The sequence below is a fragment of the Amycolatopsis anabasis genome (assembly GCF_009765355.1).
GTDB classification, from domain to species: Bacteria; Actinomycetota; Actinomycetes; order Mycobacteriales; family Pseudonocardiaceae; genus Amycolatopsis; species Amycolatopsis anabasis.
The window spans coordinates 70,634-91,048 of sequence record NZ_VTHK01000030.1 but is presented as its reverse complement, the minus strand read 5'-3'; the positions used below and the strand labels follow the sequence as shown (position 1 = coordinate 91,048).

General features: G+C 71.3%; 18 protein-coding genes and 1 riboswitch. Of the genes, 7 read left to right on the top strand and 11 right to left on the bottom strand.

The annotated features are described in order from the left end of the window. Positions 1-46: 46 nt before the first annotated feature. From FXO23_RS32375 to FXO23_RS32365, 3 genes are read right to left on the bottom strand one after another with little or no spacing between them, the layout of a single operon-like run. Complete coding sequence (locus tag FXO23_RS32375) at positions 47-1,819, bottom strand: ABC-F family ATP-binding cassette domain-containing protein (protein WP_158889296.1); 1,773 nt, start codon at positions 1,817-1,819, stop codon at positions 47-49. Between the two features lie 32 nt (positions 1,820-1,851). Next, the gene (locus FXO23_RS32370) at positions 1,852-2,817 is read right to left on the bottom strand and encodes a 4-(cytidine 5'-diphospho)-2-C-methyl-D-erythritol kinase (RefSeq protein ID WP_158889295.1); all 966 of its coding nucleotides are present in this window, start codon (positions 2,815-2,817) and stop codon (positions 1,852-1,854) included. A 10-nt stretch (positions 2,818-2,827) separates the two neighbouring features. Further along, positions 2,828-3,403: a TetR/AcrR family transcriptional regulator gene (locus FXO23_RS32365; protein ID WP_158889294.1), complete on the bottom strand. Its 576-nt coding sequence runs from the start codon at positions 3,401-3,403 to the stop codon at positions 2,828-2,830. Positions 3,404-3,560: 157 nt separating this feature from the next. Between FXO23_RS32365 and FXO23_RS32360 the strand changes: the two genes are divergently transcribed. Beyond that, positions 3,561-4,979 carry an MFS transporter gene (locus FXO23_RS32360; RefSeq protein ID WP_246258160.1) on the top strand — a complete coding sequence of 473 codons (1,419 nt, stop codon included), beginning with the start codon at positions 3,561-3,563 and terminating at the stop codon, positions 4,977-4,979. 200 nt (positions 4,980-5,179) lie between these two features. Here FXO23_RS32360 and FXO23_RS32355 read toward each other — a convergent pair whose 3' ends face one another. From FXO23_RS32355 to metG, 5 genes are all read right to left on the bottom strand, one after another. After that, positions 5,180-6,190, bottom strand: coding sequence for a methionine ABC transporter ATP-binding protein (locus FXO23_RS32355; RefSeq protein ID WP_158889293.1), 1,011 nt, complete (start codon positions 6,188-6,190; stop codon positions 5,180-5,182). 208 nt (positions 6,191-6,398) lie between these two features. After that, positions 6,399-6,489: riboswitch (SAM riboswitch) on the bottom strand. 152 nt (positions 6,490-6,641) lie between these two features. Continuing rightward, the gene (gene rsmA, locus FXO23_RS32350; RefSeq protein WP_158889292.1) at positions 6,642-7,481 is read right to left on the bottom strand and encodes a 16S rRNA (adenine(1518)-N(6)/adenine(1519)-N(6))-dimethyltransferase RsmA; all 840 of its coding nucleotides are present in this window, start codon (positions 7,479-7,481) and stop codon (positions 6,642-6,644) included. 22 nt (positions 7,482-7,503) lie between these two features. After that, the gene (locus FXO23_RS32345) at positions 7,504-8,940 is read right to left on the bottom strand and encodes a resuscitation-promoting factor (RefSeq protein WP_425484928.1); all 1,437 of its coding nucleotides are present in this window, start codon (positions 8,938-8,940) and stop codon (positions 7,504-7,506) included. Between the two features lie 330 nt (positions 8,941-9,270). Continuing rightward, positions 9,271-10,101 carry a TatD family hydrolase gene (locus tag FXO23_RS32340; RefSeq protein WP_425484927.1) on the bottom strand — a complete coding sequence of 277 codons (831 nt, stop codon included), beginning with the start codon at positions 10,099-10,101 and terminating at the stop codon, positions 9,271-9,273. Continuing rightward, entirely contained in the window at positions 10,098-11,891 is a 1,794-nt protein-coding gene (gene metG, locus FXO23_RS32335) for a methionine--tRNA ligase (RefSeq protein WP_158889290.1), read from the bottom strand. The genes FXO23_RS32340 and metG overlap by 4 nt, the downstream gene beginning before the upstream one ends. 61 nt (positions 11,892-11,952) lie before the next feature. Here metG and FXO23_RS32330 point away from each other — a divergent pair, with 61 nt between their 5' ends. The 4 genes from FXO23_RS32330 (at position 11,953) to FXO23_RS32315 (ending at position 15,071) form a co-directional block, all read left to right on the top strand. After that, entirely contained in the window at positions 11,953-12,537 is a 585-nt protein-coding gene (locus FXO23_RS32330; protein ID WP_158889289.1) for a PadR family transcriptional regulator, read from the top strand. 93 nt (positions 12,538-12,630) lie between these two features. Continuing rightward, positions 12,631-13,626: an ATP-binding cassette domain-containing protein gene (locus tag FXO23_RS32325; RefSeq protein WP_158889288.1), complete on the top strand. Its 996-nt coding sequence runs from the start codon at positions 12,631-12,633 to the stop codon at positions 13,624-13,626. After that, positions 13,616-14,383, top strand: coding sequence for an ABC transporter permease (locus FXO23_RS32320; protein ID WP_158889287.1), 768 nt, complete (start codon positions 13,616-13,618; stop codon positions 14,381-14,383). Before FXO23_RS32325 ends, FXO23_RS32320 begins: the two co-directional genes overlap by 11 nt. Before the next feature lie 76 nt (positions 14,384-14,459). After that, positions 14,460-15,071 (top strand): GH25 family lysozyme, encoded by a 612-nt coding sequence (locus tag FXO23_RS32315; RefSeq protein ID WP_158889286.1) that lies wholly within the window; start codon positions 14,460-14,462, stop codon positions 15,069-15,071. Between the two features lie 297 nt (positions 15,072-15,368). Here the strand turns inward: FXO23_RS32315 and FXO23_RS32310 are convergent, their stop codons facing one another. Next, positions 15,369-16,367, bottom strand: a complete 999-nt coding sequence (locus tag FXO23_RS32310; protein ID WP_425484926.1) for a glycoside hydrolase family 183 protein — start codon at positions 16,365-16,367, stop codon at positions 15,369-15,371. Between the two features lie 88 nt (positions 16,368-16,455). On the opposite strand from FXO23_RS32310, the gene FXO23_RS32305 reads away from it, so the two are divergent. Next, positions 16,456-17,739 (top strand): aminodeoxychorismate synthase component I, encoded by a 1,284-nt coding sequence (locus tag FXO23_RS32305; protein ID WP_158889285.1) that lies wholly within the window; start codon positions 16,456-16,458, stop codon positions 17,737-17,739. Between the two features lie 6 nt (positions 17,740-17,745). On the opposite strand, the gene FXO23_RS32300 is transcribed toward FXO23_RS32305, so the two are convergent. Beyond that, entirely contained in the window at positions 17,746-18,702 is a 957-nt protein-coding gene (locus FXO23_RS32300; protein WP_158889284.1) for a quinone oxidoreductase family protein, read from the bottom strand. Positions 18,703-18,725: 23 nt separating this feature from the next. On the opposite strand from FXO23_RS32300, the gene FXO23_RS32295 reads away from it, so the two are divergent. Next, positions 18,726-19,274, top strand: a complete 549-nt coding sequence (locus tag FXO23_RS32295; protein ID WP_158889283.1) for a QsdR family transcriptional regulator — start codon at positions 18,726-18,728, stop codon at positions 19,272-19,274. A gap of 225 nt (positions 19,275-19,499) precedes the next feature. Here FXO23_RS32295 and rsmI read toward each other — a convergent pair whose 3' ends face one another. Continuing rightward, entirely contained in the window at positions 19,500-20,351 is an 852-nt protein-coding gene (rsmI, locus tag FXO23_RS32290; RefSeq protein WP_158889282.1) for a 16S rRNA (cytidine(1402)-2'-O)-methyltransferase, read from the bottom strand. Between the last annotated feature and the right edge of the window lie 64 nt (positions 20,352-20,415).

Sequence of the window (20,415 nt, the reverse complement as noted above, 5' to 3'; positions counted from 1 at the left end):
GCCCCCGGAGTACCCCGCCCGAAGGGGTTCCTCCCTAGCGCGCCCGCTATTCGGCCAGTTCCGAGGTCTCCAGCCAGCGCGACTCGACGTCGTCCTTCTCCGCGAGCACGGCCTTCAGCTCGGTGTTCAGCTCGATCAGCTTCGCCGGATCGGTGGCCGCCGCGGCGAGCGCGTCGTGGAGCTTGGTTTCCTTGTCGTGCAAGGTGTTCAACCGGCGTTCCAGCCGCGCGAGCTCCTTGCCCGCGGCGCGTTTCTCGGCCGCGCTCACCTTCTGCGCGCTCGGCTCGGCGGCCTTGCCGCGCTGGTTCGCCGCCTGCTGGTCCTCGGCGAGCCGCGCGCGGCGGGCGAGGTACTCGTCGATCCCGCCGGGCAGGTGGGTGATCCGGCCGTCGCCGAACAACGCGACCACCGTGTCGCAGACGCGCTCGACCAGGTAGCGGTCGTGCGAGACGACCACCATGCTGCCCGGCCACGAGTCGAGCAGGTCCTCGAGTTGTTGCAGGGTGTCGATGTCGAGATCGTTGGTGGGCTCGTCCAGCAGCAGCACGTTCGGCTCGCCCATCAGCAGGCGCGCGAGTTGCAGGCGCCGCCGCTCGCCGCCGGAGAGGTCCTCGACCGGCGTCCACTGCTTGGCGGGCGGGAAGCCGAGTTTCTCGGCGAGCTGGGAAGCCGAGAGTTCCTGCTTGCCGAGCACCACGCGCCCGGCGATCTGCTCGACGGCCTCCAGCACGCGGAGGTGCCCGGGGAGGTCCTCCAGTTCCTGGGTCAGATGCGCGAGCCGGACCGTCTTGCCCTGGATTCGCTTGCCGTACACCGGTTCCGTCTCACCGGCGAGCAGTTTCAGCAGGGTGGTCTTCCCGGAGCCGTTCACCCCGACCAGGCCGATCCGATCGCCCGGGCCGATCCGCCAGGTGACGTTGTCGAGCAGTGCCCGGTCGCCGACCCGCAGGGTGGTGTCCTCCAGTTCGAGCACGGTCTTGCCCAGGCGGCGTTTGGCGAAGGCCATCAGCTCGACCGAGTCGCGCGGTTCGGGCACGTCGGCGATCAGCGCCTCGGCGGCGTCGACGCGGTACCGCGGTTTGGAGGTCCGCGCCTTCGCGCCGCGTTGCAGCCAGGCGAGTTCCTTGCGGGCCAGGTTGCGCCGCTTCTCCTCCGCCGTCGCGGCCAGGCGGGCCCGCTCGGCGCGGCCGAAGACCCAGTCGGCGTAACCGCCCTCGTACTGTTCGACGCGGCCGTCGACGACCTCCCAGGTCCGGGAGCACACGGTGTCCAGGAACCACCGGTCGTGCGTGACGACCACCAGCGCGACCCGGCGGGCGAGCAGGTGATCGGCCAGCCAGCGCACCCCTTCGACGTCGAGATGGTTGGTCGGCTCGTCGAGCACGATCAGGTCCAGCTCACCGACCAGGGCCGTGGCCAGCGCGATCCGCCGCCGCTCCCCGCCGGACAGGTTCGCCGTCGGCGTTTCCAGCCCCAGCCCGGAAAGTCCCAGTCCGTCCACAATAGACCGGACGCGCGCGTCGGCCGCCCATTCGTGTTCGGCGCCGTAGGCGGACAGCGCCGCCTCGCGGACGGTCTCGCCGCGCAGTTCGGTCCGCTGGGTGACCACCGCCATCCGCAGCCCGCCGACCCGGCTCACCCGCCCGGAATCCGGCGGCGCGATCCCGGCGAGCACCTCGAGCAACGTCGTCTTGCCGCCGCCGTTGAGCCCGACGACCCCGATCCGGTCGCCTTCCCCCACGCCGAGGGAAACCGAGTCCAGCAGCGGACGCACGCCGTAGGACTTGGAAACCGATTCCAGGTTGATCAGGTTGACCATCAGCTAGCTCTCCACCGTCCACAGTGTCCGGTTCACGCGTGCACCTGGGGCGGCATGGGGCGCGGGGCGTCGTCGCCGCCGACCAGGCGGGCGCCGGGCACCGGGCCGTGCGCGACCCGGACCGTGCGGCACACCCCGGCGCCGGACAGCTCGGCGGCCACCTCGAGCGCGGATTCCGCGTCGGCGCAGAGGAACGCGCACGTCGGCCCGGAACCGGAAACGGTCCCGGCGAGCGCGCCCGCGTTCACCCCGGCCCGCAGCGTGCGCCGCAACCCCGGGCGCAGCGACACGGCCGCGGCCTGCAGATCGTTGCCCAGCAACAGGGCGAGCTGGCGCGGGTCGCCGGAAGCCAGCGCCTCCACCACCGGCGCGTGCGAACCGACGCGCGGCGGGTCGCCCTCGGCGCGCAGGCGATCCAGCTCGCCGTACACCCGGGGCGTGGACAGGCCGCGCTGGTCGAAGGCCAGCACCCAGTGGAACGTGTGCCGGGACAGCACCGGCACCAGCTGCTCGCCGCGGCCGGTGCCGAGCGCGGTGCCGCCGTAGATCGCGAACGGCACGTCGCTGCCGAGTTTCGCGGCGACCTCGGCCAGCTCGTCGCGGCCGATGTCCAGCTTCCACAGCGAGGCCAGGCCGACCAGCGTGGCGGCCGCGTCGGCGCTGCCGCCCGCCATGCCCCCGGCGACCGGGATGCCCTTGCGCAGCACCACGCGCACCTTCGGCTCGCCGCCGGCCTTGCCGACGTGCGCGGCCAGCGCCTGCACCGCGCGCCAGGCGAGGTTGTTCGCGCCGGTCGGCACCGACCCCTCGCCCTCGCCGTAGACCTCGACCCCCGGATCCTCGGTCGCGGCCACGGTGACCTCGTCGGTCAGCGACAGGGCATGGAAAACGGTGGTGAGTTCGTGGAAACCGTCCCTGCGGGGCTCGCCGACCGAGAGGTGCAGGTTGATCTTGGAGGGCACCCGGACGGTCACTGGCGGTGGTACGACGGCAAGCACGCCGCCAAGCCTACGTGGCGTCCCGCGACGGCCGCGGGGAAGCCAGCTCAAGCGCCACCTTCAGGGCGATCGTCGAGTCGACCCCGGTGGATTGCCCGACCAGGAACGCGGGGTTCGCGCCGAACAGCAGCGCCGCCAGCGCCAGCCGGGCGCGCAGCTGCGCCTCGGGGTCGCGCTCGTCGGCGCAGACCAGTTCGAACAGCTCCGTCATCCGCTCGCCGAGCCGGGGTTTGATGCCGAGGCTCTTCATCGCGGGCATGTTCTGCTGGATGAAGCTCAGCACCGGGCCGTACTGCCCCTCGGTGATCGCGGCGAACCGCCGGAGCAGTTCGATCCGGGTCTCGATGGGGTCCCCGTCCCGCGCGCGGCCCCATTCGACGAGTTCGCCGACCGCGCCCTCGAGGTCGGCGATCAGGCTCAGGACGATGTCTTCCTTGGTGCGGAAGTGGTAGTAGAGCGCGGCCTTGGTCACGTCCAGGCGCTCGGCTATCTCGCGCAGGGATGTCTTCTCGTAGCCGTTCTCGCTGAACAGCTCCAGTGCGACCCGCTGGATGCGCTCCCGGGTGTCGCTACGCCGCGCCGCCATCTCCCGCCTCTCTGAGAACGCTCGCAAACTTACTTGACGCCCGACTAGTTACCACTTACCTTACGGCAAGCTAGTTAACTAGTCGGCCGGTAAGTAAGCCTCGTCGCCGCAGCTTACCCGTGCCTGTTCACTCCTCACACTTCACAAGGGGACCCTCATGACGACTCTCGCTCCCGCGCCCGTGGCGGCGCCGGACCGGCGCAGATGGTGGGTGCTGGCCATCGTCGGGCTGGCGCAGCTGCTGGTCATCCTGGACACCACCGTGGTGAACATCGCGCTGCCCGCGGCCCAGCGCGACCTCGGCCTGTCCGATGTCGGCCGCCAGTGGACCATCAGCGCGTACACGCTCGCCTTCGGCGGGCTCCTGCTGGTCGGCGGGCGGCTGGCCGACCGGCTCGGCCGCCGGAACACCCTGCTGGTCGGCGTCGCGGGGTTCGCGATCGCGTCGGCGGTCGGCGGGGCGGCCACCGGTCCGGAGATGCTCATCGGGGCGCGCGCCGCGCAGGGCGTGTTCGCCGCGCTGCTCACGCCGTCGACCATGTCCCTGCTGACCACCACGTTCACCGAGACCCGCGAACGCGCGAAGGCGATCGGGGTGTTCAGCGCGATCATGATGTCCGGGGCCGCGGTCGGCCTGCTGGTCGGTGGCACGCTGACCGAGTACCTGGACTGGCGCTGGTGCCTGTACGTGAACCTGCCGATCGCGGTGGTCGCCGGGGGCGCGGGCTGGTTCCTGCTGCCGGACGTGGCGCGGCACCGCGAGACCCGGCTGGACTGGGTGAGCGGGCTGCTCGGCAGCGGCGGGATCGTCGCGCTGGTCTACGCGCTGTCCGAGGTCGCCACCCGCGGCTGGGGCTCGGGGCTGGTGCTCGGCCTGCTGGGCGCGGCCGTGGTGCTGCTCGCCGGGTTCGCGGTCCGGCAGGCCCGCGTCGCGAACCCCTTGCTGCCGCTCGCGGTGGTCGCCGATCGGAGCCGGGCCGCCGCGTACCTCGCGGTCGGCGCGGCGGCGTTCGGCATGTTCGGGATGTTCTTCTTCCTGACCTACCAGCTGCAGGTGATCATGGGCTACGGGGCGCTGGCCGCCGGGCTGGCGTTCCTGCCGCTGCTCGCGGGCAACGTGGTGGTCTCGACGCAGGTGACGCGCAGGCTGTTCCCGCGCACGGGACCGCGCCCGCTGCTGGCGGTGGGGCTCCTGCTGCTCGCGGGAGCGATGCTGGCGCTCACCCAGCTGACCCCGGCGAGCCCGTTCTGGGGCCTGATCATGCCCGCCGAACTGGTGCTGGGCATCGGGGCCGGGCTGGTCATGCCGACCGTGATGAACACCGCGACCAGCGGGGTCGCCGCCCGCGACGCCGGGGTGGCGTCGGCGTTCATCACGACCTCGCAGCAGGTGGGCGCGTCCCTGGGCACCGCGTCGCTGAACACCATCGCGGCGAGCGCGACCGCGTCTTCGGTCGGGATGACCGCGCCCGCCGCCGTGGTGCACGGCTTCGCCACGGCGAGCTGGTGGGCGACCGGCATCCTCGCCGTCGCGGCGGCTCTGGTCACCGCGCTGGCGCGGGGAGGGCGGGGGTAGGGGGCGCCGAGTGGGATGGGTCGTGAGCGTTCCGGCCGGTTCTAACCGGCCTGGCCACTCACGACCCCCAGCACCCGGTCACCAAACGACCCCCAGCACCCGGTCACCAAAAAAATAGCGGGGGACCTTTACTCCGGTCTAACCGGAGTAAAGGTCCCCCGCTCCCGTTGAGCCGTAGCGAAGGTCCCTTCCTGCCGCCGCTAAGCCGCGACGCCCTGGGGGCCGCGGGCGGTGTGGGTGACGTGGCCGCCGCGCTCGGCGATCCACGCGAGGGCGGCGTCGGCCTGCTGGCCCCGCACGCCCACCCGGAACCGGGCGACCGGGGTGTCGCCGACCCGGGTCAGGCCGCCGCCGATGGTGGCGAGTTCGACGTCGAAGCGGCCCGCCGCCTCCGGCAGCAGCGCCCCGACGGTGGCGAAGCCGATCAGCACCACGTCCACCGCGCGGTCGTACCGCGCCGACTGCGCCCGGGACGTCTCGATCGCCGGCAGCAGCGCCTGCGCGGTGCGGCTCGCCGGGTCGGTCACCAGGTCGAGCACCTTGCCCTGCTCCACCAGGCTGCCCTCTTCCAGGACCGCGACGTCGTCGCACACCCGGCGCACCACGCCGGCGTCCGGCGTGGTCACCAGCAGGGTCACCCCGAGTTCGGCCCGCGCGCGGTCGAGCACGGTCAGCACCGCGCCGGTCTCCTCGTGACCGATCCCGGCGGTCGGGTCGTCGGCGAGCAGCACCGCGGGCCCGGCGGCGAGCGCCCGGGCCACCGCGACCCGGCGCCGCTGGCCCGGGGTCAGCTCGCTCGGCCGCTGCGCGGCGCGCTGGGTGAGCCCGACCAGATCGAGCATGGCGCCCACCCGGCTCTTGCGCTGCGGCCCGTCCAGCCCGAGCTGCTCGAGCGGGGCCGCGATGTTGCCCGCGATGGTGCGCTCGGCGTGCAGCTCGGACTTCGCGTCGACCACCCCGACCTGCCGGCGGATCTCACGCAGCCGCCGGCCGTCGAGGGTGGCGGTGTTCAGGCCGTCCAGCCGGACCGTGCCGCGGTCGGGCCGCTCCTGCAGCGCGACGCAGCGGGCGAGAGTGGACTTGCCCGAGCCGGCCGGGCCGACCACGCCGTACAGCGCGCCCGCGTCGACGTCGACGTTCACGTCGCGCAGGGCGAGCACCGGCGAACCGTTGCCGGGGAAGGACTTGCTGAGATTCTCAACAGTGATCACGAATGCTCCAAGGACAGGCGCGCGCCAACCCGGGCGCGCGTCGACCGTCACAGAATTTGACCGTCTACTATGGACGGTTCAGCAGAATCGGTTGCGGCGAAAGGAAGAACTCAGGCGAGAGCGGTTGAGCGTCGACACGCACATACTGTGCGGCGGCACTCATCGACGACACGTCGCCTGGTGAGCATTCGCGTCCGATACACAGGTTCCTCCATCGGTCCTGGCGGTAGCACCTGCCTTCGAGGAGGTGGTTGCTGCGACTTCGGCGAGCCAGGTCTCTCGGTCGCTCGGGATGGATGCCAGATGAGTACACCCGATCAGGCGGACCTGACGCAAGTCTCTTGGCCCAGATCACACGTCTGGCCGTGCCCACATAGCAGGATCCCCAGTTCCCCACCCCGGGATCGGCACACACCGTCACAACGCCACCACTCCGAAGAGTGAAGCCGGATCAGAGCTGTGCGGCGAGGCGCGCGAAGTCCCGGACCGCCAGCTGCTCACCCCGGGTGCGCGGATCGATACCCGCCGCCCGGAGCAGTTCGCCCGCCCGTTCCGCCGAGCCCGCCCAGGACGCGAGCGCGGCCCGCAGGGTCTTGCGCCGCTGGGAGAACGCGGCGTCCACGAGCGAGAAGAGCACCTCGCGGTCGACCTCGGCCACCGGCTCCCCGCGTTCGAAGGCGACCAGCGCGGAGTCGACGTTCGGCACCGGCCAGAACACCGATCGCGGCACCGGGGCGACCTTCCGCGCGCGCCCGTACCACGCGAGCTTCACGCTCGGGACCCCGTAGACCCGGCTGCCCGGCCCGGCCGCCATCCGGTCCGCGACCTCGGTCTGGACCATCACCAGCCCGCGGGCGAGCGACGGAAGTTCGGCGAGCAGGTGCAGCACCACGGGAACGGCCACGTTGTAGGGCAGGTTCGCGACCAGCGCCGCGGGCGCCGCGGCGAGTTCGGCCGCCCGCAGGCGCAAGGCGTCCTCGGTGCGCACGGTCAGCCGGTCGGCGGCCTCCGGCGCGTGCTCGGCGACCGTGGCAGGCAGCCGGGCGGCGAGGACCGGGTCGATTTCCACGGCCACCACCCGCGCCCCGGAGCCGAGCAGGCCGAGGGTGAGCGACCCCAGCCCGGGACCGACCTCGAGCACGGTGTCCGCGGGGCCGACCCCGGCCAGTTCCACGATCCGCCGGACGGTGTTGGGGTCGTGGACGAAGTTCTGCCCGAGTTTCTTGGTCGGCCGGACGTCCAGCTCGGCGGCCAGCCCACGGATCTCGGCAGGCCCGAGCAGGTGTGTCACACGTGAAGCCTAGTGAACGGCCTCAGGCGAGCTTGCCGCAGTGCGGCCAGGCGCCGTAGCCGCCCCGCGCGTCGCGCATCTTGGTCGCCACGGCGATCTGCTGCTCCCGCGTCGCCTGGTGCGGCAGCGGCGCGTACTGGGTGCCGCCGTAGGCCTTCCAGGTGCTCGCGTCGAACTGCAGGCCGCCGTAGTAGCCGTTGCCGGTGTTGATCGACCAGTTGCCGCCGGACTCGCACTTCGCGATGCGGTCCCACGCGGAGCCGTCGCTGATGGCCGGCTGCGGCGGCTGCTTGGTGCCGACCTTGATGATCTTCGGCTTGGCCTCGGTGACGACCTGGGTGGAGATCTCCTCGCGGGCGGTCTCCTGGTTGTTCTTCTTGGTGACCCGGTAGGTGACGATCTTCTTGCCGGGGGTGCCCTGGTCGACGACGTTCTGCTTGCCCTTTTCCAGGGTGGGGTCGTCGACCTTCTGCTCCGGCGGGGCGATCTCCTCTTCCTGGTTGATCACCGACACGCCGGTGCGGGACAGGTGCACCTCGGCGCCGTCGGTCAGCTTGAAGTCCAGCCCGCCCTCGGCCGCGTCGTCCGGCCCGAGGGTCAGCTTCATCTCGCCCAGGAACTCCTTGGTGGTCACCGCGGTGGTGGTCACCTTGCGGGGCTCGCTGCCGCCGTCGTAGAGCGTGACGTTCTTGAGGGTCTTCACCTCGACGGTGGCGCCCTCCAGGGGCAGCTCACCGGACTGCGGCATGGAGAACCAGGTGCCCTGCTTGAGCAGGTTGGCCAGGCCGAGCTGGCCCAGCGCCTCGGTCAGGTTGGTCGCGCGGACCCAGGACTCCTGCGGGGTGCCGTCCACGACGAGGTTGAGCTTGCGCCCGCGCTCGAGCTTGATGGTGCCGCCGTCGCCGACCGCGGCCTGCGGGGAGGGCGAAAGCGAGTCGTGCTCGCCGACGGTCAGGCCGGCGTCCTTGAGGACCTCGCCGACCGTGTCGCCGAAGCTGTGCACGGTCTGCTGCTGACCGTCGACGTCGACGGTCACGCTCTTGTTCATCGCCATCGCGGCGGCGCCGCCACCGCCCAGGCTGATCAGCAGGGCGAGCGCGGAACCCCGGAGGAAGCGGCGCTTCCAGGTGCGGGTCGCGGCGGCCAGCCCGTCGTCGACGGCGACCTTCTTCGCCTTCTTGGCGGTCTTGTCCTCGACCGCCTCGTCCGGGATGACGATCGGCGGGAGCATGGTGGTTTCGGCGTTGATGAGCCGGATCAGCTCGTCGACGTCGACGTTCGCCTCGGCCATCAGGTCGCCGGCGTCCGGTCCCAGCGCGGCGAACACGTCCTGGCGCGTCACCTGCGGGTCGTCGGAGAAGTCCAGCTCGTCGAACTCGGGGCGCTCGAGGGTCGCGACCCCGCCGGAGCCCTCCTCGGCCGGAGCGAAGAAGCCCGAGAAGGAGGCGTCACGGCGCACGTCAGCCGGTCTACTACCAGTCACAGCGAGTCGATCCCTTTCAACAAAGGCCGTTGCCTTCATGTCGGCGCGCACGCGGCGCGCCATGCCATCCGGCTCCCGCAGTCAGCGCCATCCCTTGCGGCATCAGGCTTCGTTGCCCGTTCCGCATCCCCGACGTGCACCGACGTGACTGTGGGCGTTCCGGTGATCGCCTGGAACTCGCGACCCACCGGCACGATCACGGGACAGTAACGAAGGTGGCCGGGTTGCGCAAACACCGTCCGGAGTGTCGTGACGTTCGTCACTCGTCTGGCAGTGGAGGGTTGCCGCCCGAATGTCGCAGTCCGTTCAAGTCGATGTGACGGTGGGCAATCGGAACACGCGTTCCGCCGTGCGCCGGGCCGCCGAAGCGATCTCCGCGACGCTTTCTTCGCGCAGCTCAGCCAGGTTGCGCACGGTGTAGGCCGTGCAGTAGGGCTCGTTCGGCCTGCCCCGGAACGGATGCGGGGTGAGGAACGGCGCGTCGGTCTCCACCAGGAACTGATCGGCGGGCACCAGCTTCGCCGCTTCCCGCAACGCCCGCGCGTTGCGGAAGGTCACCGTTCCGGCGAAGGAAAGCACGTATCCGGAGTCCACGCACCGGCGGGCGATCTCGGCGTCCCCGGAGAAGCAGTGGAACACCACGTCGTCCGGCGCGCCTTCCTCGTCGAGGATCCGCAGCACGTCTTCGTGCGCGTCGCGGTCGTGGATCATCAGCGCTTTGCCGAGCCGCTTGGCGAGGTCGATGTGCCAGCGGAACGCCTCCTGCTGGGCGTCGGCCGGCGAGTAGTCCCAGTAGTAGTCGAGCCCGGTCTCGCCCACCGCCACCACCCGGTCGCCCCGGGCGAGACGCTCCACTTCGGACCGTTCGGGCTCGCCGAAATCCTTGGTGCGGGTGGGATGTATCGCCACCGCGGCGAACACCCGGGGGTCCCATGTGGACGCTTCGGCGGCCCAGCGGGCGGCGGCGAGGTCGTCCGCGACGGTGATCACCCGGGTCACCCCGGCCGCCTCGGCGCGATCGGCCATCGCCGACACGTCGGCCGCGGTGACCGCGCCGCAGGCGTCCAGATGGGTGTGCGCGTCGACCACCGGTTCCGGAAGGGCTTCCGGAACCGGTGGCAGTTCTCCCTTGCTCACGATTCGATCGGAGCCCATTCCGGGCCGGTCTCGCCGAGCTTCGGATCGAGCTTGGCGAACAGCGGGGTCGGCTTCTCCAGCGGGCGCCCGGCCTCGATCGGCGTGGACTCCCAGCGCGCCTGCTCGCCCGCGTAGTTCCCGGTGAGGATCGGGTTGATCCGGCCCTCGATGTCCAGGTCCGGCACGTCCTGCAGTTCCGGCTGCGCAGCCCACACCCCGGTGCCGCCCAGCGCCTCGTGCACCTTCTGCGCCGAATGCGGCAGGAACGGCGTGAGCAGCGTGTTGGCGTCCGAGACGACCTGCAACGCGGTGTGCAGCACCGAATCCCGCCGCTCGGGATCCTCCTTGAGCTTCCACGGCTCCTGATCGGAGAGGTACTTGTTCGCCGCGGAGACCACCCGCATGGCCTCGCTGATCCCGGCCCGGAACCGGGACCGCGACAGGTGCCCGCCGACGGTGTCGAAAGCCTGGCGCGCCAGGGCTTTCAGGTCCTCGTCGGCCTGCTGCGGCACCCGCGGGACCGGGACCCCGCCGTTGTTCTTGTGCGCCATGGAGATCGAGCGGTTGACCAGGTTGCCCCACTCGTTGGCCAGTTCGAAGTTGGTCCGCCGGACGAACTCGTCCCAGGTGAAGTCCACGTCCTGGGTCTCCGGACCGGCCGCCGAGATGAAGTACCGCAGCGTGTCCGGGCCGAACTCGCGCAGGAAGTCGTGCAGGTAGATCACGGTCCCGCGCGAGGTGGAGAACTTCGACCCGCTCATGGTGAGGAACTCGCTGGAGGCGATCTCGGTCGGCAGGTTCAGCACGCCGTAGGGCCCCGGCTCCCCGCCCCGGTCGCCCTGGCCGTTGTGGCCGAGCAGCAGCGCGGGCCAGATCTGGGCGTGGAACGTGATGTTGTCCTTGCCCATGAAGTGCACGACCTGGGCGTCGGGGTTGTTCCACCATTCCCGCCAGGCGTCCGGGTTCCCGGACCGGCGGGCCCATTCCACGCTCGCCGAGAAGTACCCGATCACCGCGTCGAACCAGACGTAGAACTTCTTCAGCGGCTGGTCCCGCCAGCCGTCCAGCGGGATGGTCACGCCCCAGTCCAGGTCGCGGGTGATCGGCCGGGGCCGCATGTCGTCGACCAGGTTCCGGGTGAAGTTCAGGACGTTGGGCCGCCAGTCGGTCTTGGTGGACAGCCACTTGCCCAGCGTTTCGGTGAACGCCGGCAGGTCCAGGAACAGGTGCTCGGTCTCGACGAACTTCGGCGTCTCCCCGTTGATCCGCGACTTCGGGTTGATCAGTTCGGCGGCGTCGAGCTGGTTGCCGCAGTTGTCGCACTGGTCGCCGCGCGCGCCGTCGTAGCCGCAGATCGGGCAGGTGCCCTCGATGTAGCGGTCCGGCAGGGTCCGCCCGGTGGACGGGCTGATCGCGCCGGTGGTCTGCTTCGGCACCACGTACCCGTTGCGGTGGAGGGCCAGGAAGATCTCCTGCACGACGTGCGCGTGGTTGCCGGTGGTGGTGCGGGTGTAGAGGTCGTAGGTGACGCCGAGGCCGCGCAGGTCCTCGGCGACGACGCGGTGGTACTTGTCGACGGTCTGCTGCGGGGTCAGCCCTTCCTTGTCCGCCTGGACCAGGATCGGCGTGCCGTGCTCGTCGCTCCCGGAGACCATCAGCACCCGGTTGCCGGCCATTCGCTGGTAGCGGGCGAAGACGTCCGACGGGACGCCGATACCGGACACGTGGCCGATGTGGCGGGGGCCGTTGGCGTAGGGCCAGGCCACCGCGGTCAACACGGGGGTGCTCATACCTATTTAGCCTACGGATGCTGTCTCGTGCATTGTTATCGAGGGAACCCGAGGAGGTCCGGTGTCGGCGACCCGGCTTTTGGTGCTCGGCGTCGTACGGATGTACGGCAAGGCGCACGGCTACCAGGTGCGCCGCGAGCTGCTCACCTGGTCGGCCGACAAGTGGGCCAACGTGCAGCCTGGCTCGATCTACCACGCGCTGAAGAAGATGACCGCCGAGCACCTGCTCGAGCAGGTGCAGGTCGAGCAGGGGGACGCGGGCCCGGACCGGGTGGCCTACCGGCTCACCGAGGACGGCGAGACCGAGTTCCAGGTGCTGCTGGCCCGGGCGTTGTCCGATCCGGCCGACCCCCGCCACGACCAGTCGGCCGCGACCGCCCTGATGACGATGTTGCCCCGCGGCCGGGTGGTGGCCCTGCTGCGGCAGCAGCTCGTGCGGATGGAGGGCGACCTGAGCGCCGCCCGCCTGATGACCGAGCACAAGTTCGGCGAGCCCGCGCACGTCGCGGTGCTGTACCGGCTCTGGGAGCTGCACGCCAACGCCAACGTGACCTGGCTGCGCGAACTCATCGCCCAGCTCGAGGCGGGCGAGTTCGTGATGGCCGACGATGCGGACCAGGTGATGGGCGAACCCGAAAATCCCTAGATCGCGCCAGTAATCAAGTTTGACTAGCGGACGATACTCAGGCACAGTGTCGGCCGACACTAGTCAAGTTTGACTACCAAGAGAGGGGATTTCATGATCACGGCACGCGGTCTCGCTCGGCGGTTCACCGCCCGCGGCCGCACCGTCGACGCCGTCAAGGGGGTCGATATCGATGTGGCCGAGGGGGAACTCGTCGGCTTCCTGGGCCCGAACGGCGCCGGCAAGACCACCACGCTGCGGATGCTCACCACGCTGCTGCGCCCGACCGCGGGCACGGCCACGGTGGGCGGCTGCGATCTGCTGAAGGACCCGCTGGGCGTGCGCAAGCGCATCGGGTACGTCGCCCAGGGCGGCGGCACCGCACCCGAGTGCAAGGTCATCGAGGAGATCGAACTGCAGGGCAGGCTCTACGGCCTGGCCAAAGCCGACGCCCGGAAACGCGGCGCCGAACTGACCGAGCGGCTCGACCTGACCGGTCTGGACCAGCGGCTCACCAAGACGCTGTCCGGGGGCCAGCGCCGGCGGCTGGACATCGCACTGGGGCTCATCCACGATCCGAAGCTCGTCTTCTTCGACGAGCCGACCACCGGCCTGGACCCGCAGAGCCGCGCCAACCTGTGGGACCACATCCGCCGCCTGCGCGCGGACCACGGTGTCACCCTGTTCCTGACCACGCACTACCTGGACGAGGCCGATTCGCTCTGCGACCGGATCCTGGTGATCGACAACGGCGAGATCGTGGCCGAGGGCAGCCCCGATTCGCTCAAGGCCCGCGTCTCCGGGGACGGCGTGACGATCGGCGTGCCGCTGGAGTCCGTCGCGGCGGCGGCCGAGCTCGCCGGGAAGCTGGAAGGCGCGCACGAGGTGGCCGTCGTGGAGGACACCGTGCGGTTCCGGGTCCCCCGCGGGGACACCGCCCTGCCGGAACTGCTGCGCGCGCTGGACGCGGCGGGGATCCCGATGGCCTCGATGCAGGTGCACCGCCCGACCCTGGACGACGTGTTCCTCACCCTGACCGGCCGCACCCTGCGCGACGCCGAAGCGGGCGCCGAGCCCGTGCCCGCCGAGGAGGCCACCCATGTTGCGTGACATCTGGCTGATCTTCCGGCGGGACATGGCGCTCTCGCTGCGCAATCCGGCCTGGATCGCGATCGGGATCATGCAGCCGGTGCTGTACCTGGTCCTGTTCGGACCGTTGATGGAGAAGATCGTCTCGAGCACGCCCGGTTTCCCGCCGGGCGACAGCTGGACGATCCTGACCCCCGCGCTGATCATCCAGCTCGCGCTGTTCGGCTGCTCGTTCGCCGGGTTCGGGCTGCTCGCGGACTACCGCAGCGGCGTGGTCGAGCGGCTGCGCGTGACCCCGGTCAGCCGGGTCGCGCTGCTGCTCGGCAAGGTGCTGGCCAACGCGGTGCAGACGGTCGTGCAGGCGATTCTGATCACCGTGCTGGCGTACCTGGTGTTCGATCTGAACGCGCCGATCGGCGGGATCGTGCTGAGCCTGGTGATCGTCGCGCTGACCGCGGTGACCCTGGCCTCGGCGTCGTACGCGGTCGCGTTGACCATCAAGAGCGAGGAGACCTTCCCCGCCCTGCTCAACGCGGTGCTGATGCCGGTGTTGCTGCTGTCCGGGATCCTCGTGCCGATCACCGCCGCGCTCGCGCCGGACTGGTTGTACGCGATCTCGAGGATCAACCCGTTCACACATGTGGTGGACGCCGAACGCGCCAGCTTCCGCGGCGACGTCACCCTGGACGCCATGCTCACCGGCAGCATCGTGCTGGTGGTCCTGGCCGCCCTCGCGGTGTGGTGGGGCGCGCGCACGTTCCAGCGCGAGAACGCCTGATCCGAGCCCGCGCGGCGGGCCCGATGGTGGTTTGTTCCCCCATTCGGCCCGCTTCGCGGGTTAGGGTCACCGCTTGATGACGGCTGACGAGGACGCGCGGGGCATCAACCTGTCCCTGCACGAGACCGTGGACGACTGGAGCGCGGTCCGTGCGGGCGCGTTCACGTTCGCCTCGATCACCGTCACCGAGAGCATGAACTGGAGCGATTCGGGGGCCGAACGCCAGGTCGGCCGCGCTCAGGAGGCGGGCCTGCACACCGGGATCCGGCACTACGCCCGGCCCGGCGCCCCGCAGGACCAGGCCGAGCACTGCGCGCGCACGGGCCGCCGCCTCGGCGCCTTCCAGCCCGGTTCGCTGGCGCCCGCGCTCGAGGTCCACGCGGCGGGCGTGGACGACCGGTTCATCAAGTCGTGGATCAAGGCGTTCCGGCACTCCTCGGGCATCCAGCGGGTGCTGGTGTACGCCGACAACGATCGCTGGCACCGGCTGCAGCCGGACAAGTGGGCGGACAGCGAGGTCGTGCTGTGGCTGACCAACCACAACGGCATCCCGGGCCGCCCGGGATGGTTCCACGCGCGGCTCGGCCTGCACCAGCACGGCAACGATCCGGTCGTCCCCGGCGTCCGCGGCCAGATCGGCCAGGACGCGCTCGTCTACCCGTTCACCCTGGCCGACGTCCTGCTCTAGGCCGCGCGGCAAGCCCGCGCGAAAGCCGAAAGTGCGCGCGCTTTCGGCGCTCGCGCCGCGAGTCCCCCGCTCCCGTCGCGCGAGTCCCGCGTTCCGGTCGTACGAGTCCCGCGTTCCGGTCGTACGAGTTCCCCATTCCGGTAGGCGAGTTACACACTCGGGCACGCGAGTTTCACACTCGGGTAAGCGAGTTACACGTTCGGGCACGCGAGTTCGACGTTCGGGGCGAAAGCCGGAAGTGCCCGCGCTTTCGGCGCCTCGGGTCGCACTTGGCCGACGAAGTGCGAACCCAGCCGCTCACGACTCCGACAGGCGGGTTCGCAGGAGGAACACGTTGTACGGGCCCCACTGCGACAGCAGGAAGTAGATCTCGTCGGAATCCATCGCCCACGGGTGCAGGTAACCGCCGTAGAGCGCGGGATAGTCCTGTCCGGACACCACCACCTCGCCGCCGGTCCACGGGCCCTCCGGGTGTTCGGCGGTGCGCAGCACGATCGCCGCCCGGTCCTCGTCCAGGTGCATGGCCAGCCACAGTCCGAAGTGGACGTTGTAGCCGACGGACAGCTCACCGACCGGCCCGGGGAAGACCGGCGCCGCCTCCTTCTCCCCGCGCGCCCAGCCGTCGCCGGTCCAGTACTCGTACGCGGAGACGTCGGCGACCCCGGCCGGGGACACCCGTGCCAGGTAGGCGTCGTCGAACCGCCCGTTCGTGGTGCCGTACAGGTACACGTGCCGCGCGTCCCGGGTGAACGCCCCGATCTGGAACCGGCTTTCCGCCCACCACCGGTTCGGCCAGCGCGCCGAACGCGGTTTGTCCCAGGTCCGGCCGCCGTCGCGGGACACCGCGATGCCCGCGTAGTTCGTCCGCCACCGGCCGGGCGGGCCCCATTCCCGCACGGACATGTAGTGCACGTACTGGACGCCGTCGACCGCGATCCCGGCGTTCGGGATCACGGTCGCCTCGCGCCCGCTCCCGGACGGGATGACCTGGGTCGCCGCGCCGTCCGGCCGGGCCACCACGTCCTCCAGGTCCAGCCCGTCACCCAGTTCGCGGGTGCGGGAGAAGGCGAGGACGTTGCAACGCCAGTCCGCGTCCGCGGGGCCACCGCCGTCGCCGCCCCAGCCGCGGCCGTAGGTGTCGCCGAAGAGGAGGTAGATCCGCCCGTCACCGCCGTCCCACGGGATGCCGAGATCGGTCGCGTGGATGCCGAACCGCTCGTCGGTGCGGCCGACCGAACCGGCCCCGGTCACCCGCGCGATCTGCCGCGTTTCCAGGGGTATCAGCCGTTTGGCCATAACCGCGAGGCTACAAGCCCGCGATCACCGCCGCCCGGTGAGCGGACTCACGCGGGGGTGGGCCGGGTCACCGGCGACAATGGGCGCCATGCGGGTGATGCGCAAGCGGTTGCGGTCGAGCGCGACGCCGGATCGGGCGTTGCTGCTGCTCGACGCGCGCGCCCGCGCGCTCGGGCTGGCCCCGCCCGCGGCGCTGGCCGGGGAGTGGTTCGGCGCCCGCGCGGTGCTCGCGCCCAGTGTGGACGCCGCGGCCGCGGTGAATCCGTTGGCGTGTCCCGCAAGGCAACCGAGCGTACGCGAAGCGCCACCGGATGTGGTCGGCGGCGGTTGGATCGGGTACCTGTCCTACGACCTGATCGATCCGTCCGGGCGCACCGGCGCGTTGCCGAAGGCCGTCTGGGGCTGGGCCGATCACGTGCTGCGCCTGGACTCCCGGGGCCGGTGGTGGTTCGAGGCGCTGGTCCCCGACGGCGCGCCGGAACCGGACGCGCTGGCCGCCGAACTCGCCTCGCTGCTCGCGGGCCCGCCGCCCGGGACCACCGGCTGGACCCCGGTGACATTGCGGCGACCGTTGCCCGCCGACCACCACGTCGCCGTGAAGTCGTGCGTGCACGCGATCGAGGCCGGGGAACTGTTCCAGGCCAACATCTGCACCCGGTTCGACGGCCCCTTCGACGGGGTGCCCGCGGAACTGTTCGCCGAGGGGGTGCGGCGGTTCGGGCCGCGGCGGGCCGCCTACCTGGCCGGGCGCTGGGGCGCGGTCGCGTCGCTGTCGCCGGAGCTTTTCCTCGCACGGCACGGGAATCGGGCGCGGTCCACGCCGATCAAGGGCACCCTGCCGCGCCGCGGCGCCGCCGACGACCACCTCGCCCAGCGGTTGCGCGAGTCCGAAAAGGACGTCGCCGAGAACGTGATGATCACCGATCTGGTGCGCAACGATCTCGGCCGGGTGTGCGCGGTGGGCAGCGTGCGGGTGCCCGAACTGCTGAAAGTCCGCCCCGCACCCGGGGTCTGGCATCTGGAGTCCACAGTGGAGGGACTGCTCGCCGGGGAGCGGGACGACGCGGATCTGCTGGACGCCCTGTTCCCGCCCGGTTCGGTCACCGGTGCGCCGAAGATCCGCGCGCTGGACCTCATCGCGGAACTGGAGCACACCGCGCGCGGGGTGTACACCGGCGCGATCGGGATGGCCTCGCCGGTCGCCGGGCTGGAACTGAACGTCGCGATCCGCACGCTCGAACTGCACCGGGGAACCGTTTCGCTCGGCGTCGGCGGCGGGATCACCGCCGATTCCGATCCGGAAGCCGAATGGCGCGAATGCCTGCACAAGGCCGCGCCGCTGGAAGACCTGCTGGCGCGCCCGCCCGCGTAGGACGGCTCAGCGGCGGGGGTCGAGGATCAGTTTGCCGACCGTGCCGCGGGAGCGCAGGGCCTCGTGCGCCTGGCGCGCTTGCGAAAGGCCGTATTCGCCACCCGCGATCGCGCGCACGTCACCGGCCCGCGCCAGGTCGAACAGCTCGTGCAACGCGGTGCCGAACACGTTGCCCGGCAAGGTGAACGCGTGCGGCAGCCACATCCCGGCGACCGTGGTGCTGTGCCCGAGCAGGTTGCGGAGTTCGACGGGCTTCGGCTGTTCCCGGCTGGCCATGCCGTAGAAGGCCAGGCGGCCGAACGGCGCGAGCGCGGCGATGCTCTGATCGGTCACCCGGCCGCCGGTCATGTCCAGGACGACGTCGACCCGGTTGCCGCCGTTGGCCTCGCGCAGCGCGGCGGTCATGTCCTCGGCGGTCGAATCGACGACCGCGTCGGCGCCCAGTTCCCCGGCGAGGGCGCGCTTGTGCTCGCTGCTCGCCGTGGCGATCACGCGGCCCGCGCCCCAGGCCTTCGCCAGCTGCACGGCGATGCTGCCGACCCCGCCCGCGGCGGCGTGCACGACCACCGATTCGCCCGGCTCCAGGTGTGCGTTCTTGCGCAGCAGCACCCAGGCGGTGACGCCCTGCACGATGAACGCGAGCGCGGTCAGATCGTCCACGCCGTCCGGGACGTCGAACGCGGTGGCCGGATTGCCCAGGGCCCGCTCGGCGTACCCGCCGCCGTCGATCAGCGCGACGACCCGGCGCCCGTCCGCGGTCCGGCCGACGACCTCGCCGCCGGGGACCAGCGGCAGCTTGCTCGGCGCGAGGTAGGAGTTCTCCGCCTGGTGCGTGTCGGCGTAGTTCACCCCGGCGTGGTCGACCTCGATGAGCAGCTGGCCGGCACCGGGAACCGGATCCGGCAGGTCGACGGGAGTCAGCACTTCGGGACCACCGAATTCGGTGACTTGCACAGCTCGCATGAGACGATCCTACGATATGTCTCATGACGCGACCAGATGCCCTGCGCGCCCTGGCGGTGGCCCGCGGCTGGTTCCTCGCCGGGCGGCGGGTCGATATGGCCGAGCTCGCCGCGGAGTTGGGGGTCGGCCGGGCGACCCTGTTCCGCTGGGTCGGCAACCGGGACGAGTTGCTCGGCGAGGTGCTCTGGTCGCTGGCCGAGCCGGTGTTCGACCGGAAGCACCGGGCGCGGCGCGAGGGCGGCGCGGACCTCGTGGGGCGGATCGTCGGCGACTTCGTGCGCGCGGTCCGGGCGGACGAGGCGTTCCGCGGTTTTCTGCGCCGCGAACCGGAACGCGCGCTGCGGGTGCTCACCACGAAGGCGAGCGTGGTGCAGCGGCGCGCGATCGCGAAGGTGGCCGAGGTGCTCGAACGCGAGATCGCGCGGGGCGCGATCGACCCGCCGCTGCCGGTGCCCGACCTCGCCTACCTGATCGTGCGGATCGGCGAATCCTTCCTCTACACCGACGTGATCACCGGCGGCGACCCCGACCCGGACAAGGCCCGCCAAGCCGTCCACGCCCTCCTCACCTGATCCCGCGAAGACACCAATGCGGCATTGGTGTCGCCCAACGCCCCGAATGCCGCATTGGGGGACTTTAGGTACTGGGTGGAGGCGCACTTCGGCGGCGAAGTGCCGAGCACTCGCGCGCGCAACCAGGGCACACTTGCCCCGAAGTGCCTTCTCCCAGCGAGCCGTGCCCCCAATGCGGCATTCGTAACCCTCAACGCCCCCAATGCCGCATTGGGGGACGTTGAATCACGCGCGGCGGGCGGCGAGCACGGCGTCGTACAGTTCCTTCTGGGACACGCCGGTGGCGGCGGCGACCTCCGCCGCGGCGGATTTGAGCCGCTCGCCCGCGGCGACCCGGTCGGCGACCTCGCCGACGAGGTCTGCGACGCTCACCTCGCGGGGTTCGGCCCCGGCGAGCACCACGGTGATCTCCCCGCGCACGCCCGCCTCGGCCCAGTCCGCCAGTTCGGCGAGCGTGCCGCGGCGGATCTCCTCGTAGGTCTTGGTCAGTTCCCGGCACACGGCCGCGCGCCGATCGTCGCCGAGCACCCCGGCGGCGTCGCGCAGGGTCCCGGCCAGCCGGTGCGGCGACTCGAAGAAGACCGCGGTCCGCGGTTCGCCGGCCAGCGTCTTCAGCCACTTCGCGCGCTCGCCCGGTTTGCGCGGCGCGAATCCCTCGAAGCAGAACCGGTCGCACGGCAGGCCGGACAGGGCGAGCGCGGTGGTCACCGCGGACGGGCCGGGCAGGCAGGTCACCGGCAGGTCCTCGGCGACGCACGCGGCGACCAGGCGAAACCCGGGATCGGACACGCTGGGCATCCCGGCGTCGGTGACCAGCAGGACGGTCCGCCCGGCGTGCAGCTCCTCGAGCAGCTTCGGCAGCCGGGCAGTCTCGACGTCCTCGTAGAAGCTGACCACCCGCCCGGTCGGGGTCACCTCGAGCGCGGCGGCGAGCGCGCGCAGGCGGCGGGTGTCCTCGGCGGCGATGACCTCGGCCTCGGCGAGCGCCGTCGCCAGGCGCGGCGAGGCGTCCCGGGCGTCGCCGAGCGGGGTGGCCGCGAGGACCAGGCGCCCGGAAGCCGCCGTCACGTTCGGCATGAGCCCAGCTTACGGGCGGTCACCTGGTCGCGATGACTCGGACGCCGACGACGAATTCACCTCC

Bases quoted from the DNA above. Each gene is read 5' to 3' on its own strand.
- FXO23_RS32310 (WP_425484926.1), bottom strand. From the start codon at position 16,367: ATGGCCAAACGGCTGATACCCCTGGAAACGCGGCAGATCGCGCGGGTG.
- FXO23_RS32320 (WP_158889287.1), top strand. From the start codon at position 13,616: ATGTTGCGTGACATCTGGCTGATCTTCCGGCGGGACATGGCGCTCTCG.
- FXO23_RS32295 (WP_158889283.1), top strand. From the start codon at position 18,726: ATGACGCGACCAGATGCCCTGCGCGCCCTGGCGGTGGCCCGCGGCTGG.
- FXO23_RS32360 (WP_246258160.1), top strand. From the start codon at position 3,561: ATGACGACTCTCGCTCCCGCGCCCGTGGCGGCGCCGGACCGGCGCAGA.
- FXO23_RS32375 (WP_158889296.1), bottom strand. From the start codon at position 1,819: ATGGTCAACCTGATCAACCTGGAATCGGTTTCCAAGTCCTACGGCGTG.
- rsmI (WP_158889282.1), bottom strand. From the start codon at position 20,351: ATGCCGAACGTGACGGCGGCTTCCGGGCGCCTGGTCCTCGCGGCCACC.
- FXO23_RS32300 (WP_158889284.1), bottom strand. From the start codon at position 18,702: ATGCGAGCTGTGCAAGTCACCGAATTCGGTGGTCCCGAAGTGCTGACT.
- FXO23_RS32325 (WP_158889288.1), top strand. From the start codon at position 12,631: ATGATCACGGCACGCGGTCTCGCTCGGCGGTTCACCGCCCGCGGCCGC.
- metG (WP_158889290.1), bottom strand. From the start codon at position 11,891: ATGAGCACCCCCGTGTTGACCGCGGTGGCCTGGCCCTACGCCAACGGC.
- FXO23_RS32365 (WP_158889294.1), bottom strand. From the start codon at position 3,403: ATGGCGGCGCGGCGTAGCGACACCCGGGAGCGCATCCAGCGGGTCGCA.
- FXO23_RS32305 (WP_158889285.1), top strand. From the start codon at position 16,456: ATGCGGGTGATGCGCAAGCGGTTGCGGTCGAGCGCGACGCCGGATCGG.
- FXO23_RS32315 (WP_158889286.1), top strand. From the start codon at position 14,460: ATGACGGCTGACGAGGACGCGCGGGGCATCAACCTGTCCCTGCACGAG.